Genomic DNA, 7,945 nt, shown 5'->3' with positions numbered 1-7,945 from the left:
GAATAAGGGAGTTTTGACACACCTTCCTCCTAATATAAAAAGGTGCAGTTGAGACAACTGCACCCCCATGGTGATTCCGGTGGGATTCAAACCCACGACCTTCAGAACTTTTTCTCGACCAAGTCTTTCTGCTCTAAAATAAAAAGGTGCAGCAGACTGCTGAGACTAATGCGGCGTGGGTATGGCAGGATGCCATACCCTCCTAATATAAAAATGTGCAACCTCGAAAGGCTGCACCTCCTGGTGATTCCGGTGGGATTCAAACCCACGACCTTCAGAACCGGAATCTGACGCTCTATTCAGCTAAGCTACGGAACCGTTGCGATTTTTCAGATGCAAATTTACGCAAATTGTTTTAAACTGACGAACGATTGCTGTACAAAAAACGTGCAAGACAAACGTTTTCATTAAAATTTTTAATATTTTTTTTTGTGCATAAATAAATTTTCGTACATTTGCAGCCGTAAAAAAACAATCGCCTACTAAAAACAAATCACTCCAGTAAAAAAACGCACAAGGTGAAAAGATAGTGACTATTGTTTTATACCGAGTTATAAAATACTACATAACTATTATTAATTTTAAAACGGTATGCTCGCAACAGCTTCTGACAAGATGCTAACAACGGTGCATTACAAAACTTAAAAACCAAATCTATGGAAAAAGTAAAGAAGCCTTTACTTCCACTTATGACGAAGCAGTTGGCTGTTTCGTTGCTAATTGGGGGGGGTATTATGCTCTGCGCCACAAGCGCATCAGCAGCTGACGAACTCGCACGTTCGGTTTACAATGTAGCTCAAACACCGCAGAACCAGCAGGTTACTGGTCGCGTTCTTGATGCCGCTGGCGAACCGCTTATTGGCGTTAGCGTTGTAGAGAAAGGCAACAAGAGCAACGGAACTGTTACCGACATTGATGGTAACTTCTCACTCCGTGTTTCTAAATCACAAACAGTAGTAGTTTCTTACGTAGGTTACAAGGCTCAGGAGGTTTCTGTAGCTGGTAAAAAGAACCTTCAGATTACTCTTCATGAAGACGCTGAGATGCTTAGCGACGTTGTTGTTATCGGTTATGGTACTGTGAAGAAAGCCGACTTGGCTGGTTCTGTAGCCATCATGGACAGCAAGTCGTTCAAGGATCAGCCGGTAGCACGTGTTGAGGATGCCCTCAACGGTCGTATGTCGGGTGTGCAGGTAATGTCGTCTGGCGTTCCTGGTGGTGCAATGAAAATCCGTGTGCGTGGTACAAGCTCCGTAAACAAGAGCAACGACCCGTTGTACGTAGTTGACGGCATCGTTCGTGAGACAGGTCTTGAGGGTATCAACCCTGAGGACATCCAGAGCATCCAGGTGCTGAAGGACGCTTCTTCTACAGCCATCTACGGTGCACGTGGTGCTAACGGTGTTGTAATGGTTCAGACCAAGACTGGTAAGGTTGGTGCGACTCAGGTTACATTCGACGCTTCGCTCGGTGTGTCTAACGCATACCACATACCTGAAGTGATGAGCACTAAGGACTATGCAAACGCTTTGGTACAGTACAAGGGTGCTGACGCAAGTGCTCTCGCTGGTTATATCGACGGCTCAAACAAGGGTATCGACTGGATGGATCAGTTGCTCCACACTGGCGTTACACAGAACTACAAGGTGGCTATCTCTAAGGGTACAGAGGGCACACAGACATACTTCTCTGCCAACTATATGGATCAGACGGGTGTTATCCGCGACACAAAGTCGAAGCGCTACGCCGTTAAGTTCAATATCCACAACAAGCTCTACAAGTGGTTGGAGCTCACAGCAGACGCCAACCTCTCTCGTACAGAGAACAGCGGCTCGGCAGGCTTCGCTCAGAACCAGTCGAACCCAATCTGGGTAGGTCTTAACTACTCTCCGACAATGGAGATGACTGATGCTAACGGCAACTACAACAAGGACCCGTACAACAACATCCAGGCTAACCCTTATGGCCTTATCCACGCTAACAAGAGCGACCGCAACCGTACAATGGTAACTGGTCACGTTGACTTGAAGTTCAACATCTGCGATGGTTTGACATTCACCACAACAAACGGTATCGACTTCAACGATTATAAGTGGTACTCACTTTCTTCTACAAAGTTGTTCGGTAAGACCGAAATGAGCAACAACAACGCTCAGGTAATGGCTCTTCAGACAACCAACAACCTTACTTACCAGCACTCTTGGGGCGACCACAACCTTACTGCTACCGGCGTATGGGAGGCATCAAACCGCGAGATTCGTCGCATGAGCATCGAGGGTAAGGGTCTTGGTCAGGAAGCTCTCGGCTACTGGAACATCAAGAACGCTGTTTCGCGCGACGCAGACAACGGCTACAGCAAGTGGCTCATGCTCTCTGGCGTAGCACGTGTTATGTACAACTATGCAGACAAGTACATGCTGACTGGTACATTCCGTGCCGACGGTTCAAGCCGCTTCACAAACAAGAAGTGGGGCTACTTCCCATCTATCGCTGCTGCATGGACTGTTTCTAACGAAAAGTTCTGGGAACCAGTTCGCAACGTTGTTGACAACTTCAAGGTTCGCGCAAGCTACGGTGTCATCGGTAACCAGGATATTGATCCGTACTCAACACTCGCTTCGCTCAAGACTTTGTCGTTCAACTATGGTACAGATACCAACTACACTGGCTACTGGGCTGGCAACATCGCTACACCTGACCTCACATGGGAGAAGGTTAAGCAGTTCGACCTCGGCTTCGACTTCGGCTTCTTCAACAGCCGCTTGAGCCTCGGTGTTGACCTCTTCTGGAAGAAGACTACTGATGCCCTCTTGAAGCAGTCGTCTACTGGCTATATCGGTGCTCTCGAGTATTGGACAAATGCCGGTGAGGTAAGCAACAAGGGTGTTGACGTTAGCCTGACAGCACAGATACTGCAGAAGAAGGATCTCCAGTGGACATCTACTCTCAACTTAAGCTACCTGAAGAACGAAGTTACTAAGCTTACTGCACAGACTAAGCGTCTCTACGGCAACAGCCCGTCACCGGGTACAGTAGACGCAAGTACCATCATCACCGAGGGTGAGGCAATCGGTACATTCTACGGCTTCAAGTGGGCAGGTCTTGAGCAGAACGAGAAGGGTCAGTGGGTGGATACCTACTACAAAGCCGACGGCACAAAGACACGCACTCCGAACGCTGACACAGACCGCTTCGTTCTCGGACACTCTAACCCAGACGTAACACTCGGTTGGAACAACACCATCAGCTTCAAGAACTGGGAATTCAACGCATTCTTCAACGCAGCATTCGGTGCTAAGCGTTTGAACCTCGTGCGCTACGCCATGAACTCTGAGGTAGGTGCTTCGATGTTCGTAACCGATAAGGACTACTTCTCAGAAGTTGGTAAGACAATGCCTACAATCGGTGCTGAGAACAAGACATACGGCAACTCAGACAAGTGGCTTGAGAACGCTAACTACTTCCGTTGCGAGAACATCAGCGTGGCTTACACATTCCCACGCAAGCAGACTAAGTTTGCTGACGTACGTCTGTCAATCTCTGCACAGAACCTCTTCACCATCACAGGTTACAAGGGTATCGATCCAGCAGGCAACTCATTCTCAGAGCACAACGTTGATAACAACAACGGTCTCGACATGGGTGCTTATCCTAACCCACGTACCTTCACATTCGGTGTACGTCTGAACTTCTAAACCACTAATTAACAATCTAAACAACGAAACAATATGAATTCAAAAATATTAATGGGTTGCCTCTTCGCAGCTTCGATGCTTACAACATCTTGCAGCCTTGATGAGGACCCGAAGGGTCAGATGGCACAGGAGACATACTTCACATGTCAGGCAGACCTTGATGCAAGCATTCATGCAATCTACGAAAAGTTGAACCAGACACAGTCGTGGACCAACCCAATGTACCCACAGTGGCAGGGCGACGATATGACAGCTAACCCTGGCTCAAACAAGCAGGCTGTTGCCGCGCTCGACGGCTTTAGCTCTGACGGCGACAACAAGGGTGTAACAGACGCTTGGAAGCAACATTTCGCCCTTATCAAGGCTTGTAACTTCGTAATCGAAGGCGCAGAGAAGACACCAACTTCAAAAGAGGAGATCAACATCGCCCTCGGTAATGCACACTACTGGCGTGCTTACGCTTACTTCTACCTGGTACGCGTATTCGGTCCGTTGCCTTTCATCACAAGCACAGACCTCGATGTCCAGAACTGCACCGTTGCAAGTGTTGAGGAGATTTACGATCTCATCGTTAAGGATTTGAAGTTCGCTGAGAATCTTCCTACTTCCTATAGCAAGGCTCCGCGCAACCACGACGGCGTTGACGCATGGGCTACAAAGCAGGCTGCTCAGTCTACACTCGCAGCAGTGTACATGGCAATGGCAGGCTACCCGCTCAACAAGGGCGCGGAGTACTACGGTCTCGCAGCTGCCAAGGCTAAGGAAGTAATCGACGCTAACGGCACATACGGCTTCTATAACGACGCTGACTGGAGCCACGTTTACTCAATGGGTCACAACTACAATAAGGAAACTGTCGTAGGTATCGACAACAACTGGAACAACGGTTCTTGGGATCACGACTCTGAGCTTACTTCTTGCTGTCGCTTTGAAGGACTCGGCGATGGTGGTTGGGGCGATGCTTGGGGCGAGATCGCATTCTGGAAGCGTTATCCGGAAGGACCACGTAAGGATGCTATTTATGCTCCTAAGGTTACATTCCAGAAGGGTACAAAAATCTACCGCACAGTTGATTGGTGGGAGATTGCAGCTGAGGACGTTTGGGAGGCTGTTGACCTGAAGAACGACCCTGCTAAGGATAAGGAAGCTTACGACAAGGAGATTGCCGACCTCGAGAAGAAGGTTGCAGAGAAGCCTGAGGAATATCGTAAGGTGTCAACAGGCAAGTACGAGCAGCGTACATTCAAGAAGGGCGATCAGTACATAGCAGCTTACCACCCTATGTTCGCTGTCTACACTACCAACTGCGATCCTTCTAACTCTAACATCGAGCTCAAGCAGCCGTACGACTACACCAAGCCTAACTACACCAACATGACTAACGGTCGTCGTCATCGTCTGATCCGCTGGTCAGAGGTACTTCTTTGGTATGCAGAGAGTGCAGCTCGCTCAGGTGCTGCTGACCTCACGACTGCTAAGGAATATCTGCGCGAGGTTCGCAAGCGTGCCGTTACCGACTTCGAGAACGTAACTCTCTCAGACGGCACAAAGGTTGCTATCGCTAACATGACTGCAGACCAGCTCGCTGAGGCTTGCTACATCGAGCACGGCTGGGAGGTTGCAGGTCAGTGGACACAGATGGTTACACGCCGCGCCGACGAGCTCCGTATGAACGAACTCAAGAAGAACTTCGACTACCGCGTTGCTAACCCTGAGGTTGTTGTAGCTAAGGATGCTACTGGCAAGGAATACAAGGCTAAGGAAAGCGTATCTGTTGTTAAGAACACATGGGCTGGCGATAACTCTATCTACTGTCCTTATCCAACAGTTGACGTTGAGAAGAACCCATTGTTGAAGCGCTAATCAACGATTAACAATACAAATATCATCCTCGCAGACGCTAATGCGTTTGCGAGGATTTTTTCGATTGGAGGGTATGGCATCCCTGCCATACCCACGCAATTAGCTTTTTAGCTGTATGGAAGGCAGACAGTTAGCTATATGGAGGGCGGCTATTTGGCTACTGGAGGGCAGCGTGGGTATGGTAAGGATGCCATACCCTCCTAATACATGCCTCGCTACACAATAAAAGCAGGAGTTATACGTTTTGTTAATTAAACAGAACATATCAATGAAGAAAGAAATAAGACTCTACTCCACCCTATTCATTCTCGCTATATCTGCGCTCATGCTCAGCGGTTGCGGCGCGGAGAAGAACCTGAAGAAGGGTGAGAAGTATCTTGCAGTGGGCGAATACTACGATGCAGCGACGCAGTTCAAGCGTGCCTATCAGCGCACTGCGCCGAAAGAACGCGAGCAGCGTGGCAAGATAGCACTGAAGGTGGCTTACTGCAACGAGCGCATCAACTCTACGCAGAAGGCGATTGCGGCATACAGCAACGCCATCAGATACAACCAGGCTTCGACGCAAGACCGCCTCAACTACGCCCGTCTGCTGCTGAAGAACGGTGCATACAAGCAGGCGGAGACGGAGTTCCGCGCTGTGCTCGACTCGATGCCCGACAACGTGCTCGCAAAGAACGGACTCGCCTCGGCTGAAAACGCACCGCAATGGAAGAAGGAGGGTTCGCGCTATCAGGTGAAGCGCATGGACGTGTTCAACTCCAGACGCGCCGACTATAGCCCAGTGCTCGGTGGCGACCAATACGACTACCTCTACTTCACCTCTACACGCAACGACGCCACGGGCAACGAACTGAGCGGCATCACCGGAGCGAAGGCTGCCGACATCTTCGTGTCGCAGAAGGACGAGAAGGGAAAGTGGCAGAAGCCGGAGCCGGTGAACGGCGGACTGAACACGGAGTATGACGAGGGTGCCTGTGCGCTGTCGCCCGACGGCAAGACAATGTACGTCACGCAGTGTCAGACCGACCCGTCGTATCCGCGCTATGCGCAGATTGTGACATCGCAACGCGCTGATGCTGCATGGGGAAAGCCCGAGGAATTCAAAGTGACGAACGACACGCTCTCGAGCTACGCCCACCCTGCGGTGTCGCCCGACGGCGAGTGGCTCTACTTCGTGTCGGACATGCCGGGCGGACTGGGCGGACTGGACATCTGGCGAGCACGCATCACGTCGTTGGGTCTTGTGGGTGTGGAGAACTTAGGCGAACCAATCAACACGCCGGGCAACGAGATGTTCCCTACGTTCCGTGCCAACGGCGACCTTTACTTCTCGAGCGACGGTCATGTGGGCATGGGTGGTTTGGACATCTACATCGCATCGCCGAATAAGAACGGTGGCTACACCATTGAGCATCCGGGGTATCCGCTCAACTCGCAGGGCGACGACTTCGGCATGACGTTCGAGGGTGTGCACAACCGCGGCTACTTCTCGTCGAACCGCAACGACGGCAGGGGATGGGACAAGATTTACAGTTTTGAGAACCCGGAGATTGTGCAGAACGTGAAGGGTTGGGTGTACGAGCAGGACGGCTACGAACTGCCTGAGGCACTTGTGTACATCGTCGGATCGGACGGCACGAACAAGAAGGTGAGCGTGAAGGGCGATGGCTCGTTCGACTATGTGATTGGCCCGAACGTCGACTATATCTTCCTCGCAACGTGCAAGGGATTCCTCAACCATAAGGAGGAACTACGTGTAAAACCGGCTGAGGAGTCGGAGGAATACGTGATGCAGTTCCCACTTGCTTCCATCACGGCACCGGTGCTTATCGACAATATCTTCTACGACTTCGACAAGGCTACGCTCAGACCGGAGTCGACGGCTGCGCTCGACGAACTGGTGAAGTTGCTTAACGAGAATCCGAACGTGACGATAGAGCTTTCGTCGCACTGCGACTATAAGGGCTCGGCGGTGTACAACAAGGGACTCTCGCAGCGACGCGCCGAGTCAGTGGTTGCCTACCTCACGGAAAAGGGAATCTCGCGCGACCGTCTCTCGCCCGTGGGCTACGGCAAGGAGAAGCCGAAGACTATCCGCAAGAAACTCACCGAGAAGTATCCGTGGCTGAAGGAAGGCGACGTGCTCTCGGAGGAGTTCATCCTTACGCTCGACAAGGACAAGCAGGAGATTTGCAACCAGTTGAACCGCCGCACGGAGTTCATCGTGCTGCGCACAACGTACGGCATGTTCGACAAGGACGGAAAACTGAAGGAGGTACCGAAGCCCAAGCAGCCGTCGGAGGATAAGAAGAAAGACACGGAAGAAAACTACGACTTCTTTATCGAATAACATATTTAGGAGGGTATGGCATCCCTGCCATACC

Annotated in this window: 3 protein-coding genes and 1 tRNA gene; 3 read left to right on the top strand and 1 reads right to left on the bottom strand. The window is 50.8% G+C overall.

Features of this window, described 5'->3' with window-relative positions:
* Nucleotides 1–241 precede the first annotated feature (241 nt).
* Nucleotides 242–318 (bottom strand) — tRNA-Arg (locus tag HMPREF0673_RS13120).
* A gap of 338 nt (nt 319–656) precedes the next feature.
* Here HMPREF0673_RS13120 and HMPREF0673_RS13115 point away from each other — a divergent pair.
* From HMPREF0673_RS13115 to porE, 3 genes are all read left to right on the top strand, one after another.
* On the top strand, nt 657–3,695 hold the full coding sequence (locus HMPREF0673_RS13115; protein WP_007903427.1) for a SusC/RagA family TonB-linked outer membrane protein: 3,039 nt from the start codon (nt 657–659) through the stop codon (nt 3,693–3,695).
* Nucleotides 3,696–3,728: 33 nt separating this feature from the next.
* Nucleotides 3,729–5,558, top strand: a complete 1,830-nt coding sequence (locus HMPREF0673_RS13110; RefSeq protein WP_007903425.1) for a RagB/SusD family nutrient uptake outer membrane protein — start codon at nt 3,729–3,731, stop codon at nt 5,556–5,558.
* A 268-nt stretch (nt 5,559–5,826) separates the two neighbouring features.
* The gene (gene porE / locus HMPREF0673_RS13105; protein WP_007903423.1) at nt 5,827–7,911 is read left to right on the top strand and encodes a PorE family type IX secretion system protein; all 2,085 of its coding nucleotides are present in this window, start codon (nt 5,827–5,829) and stop codon (nt 7,909–7,911) included.
* Nucleotides 7,912–7,945 lie beyond the last annotated feature (34 nt).

Origin of the sequence: Leyella stercorea DSM 18206, from assembly GCF_000235885.1 — a bacterium.
Classification (GTDB): Bacteria; Bacteroidota; Bacteroidia; order Bacteroidales; family Bacteroidaceae; genus Prevotella; species Prevotella stercorea.
Note: the sequence above shows the minus strand (reverse complement) of the source record. Positions and strands in the feature narration are given on the sequence as shown.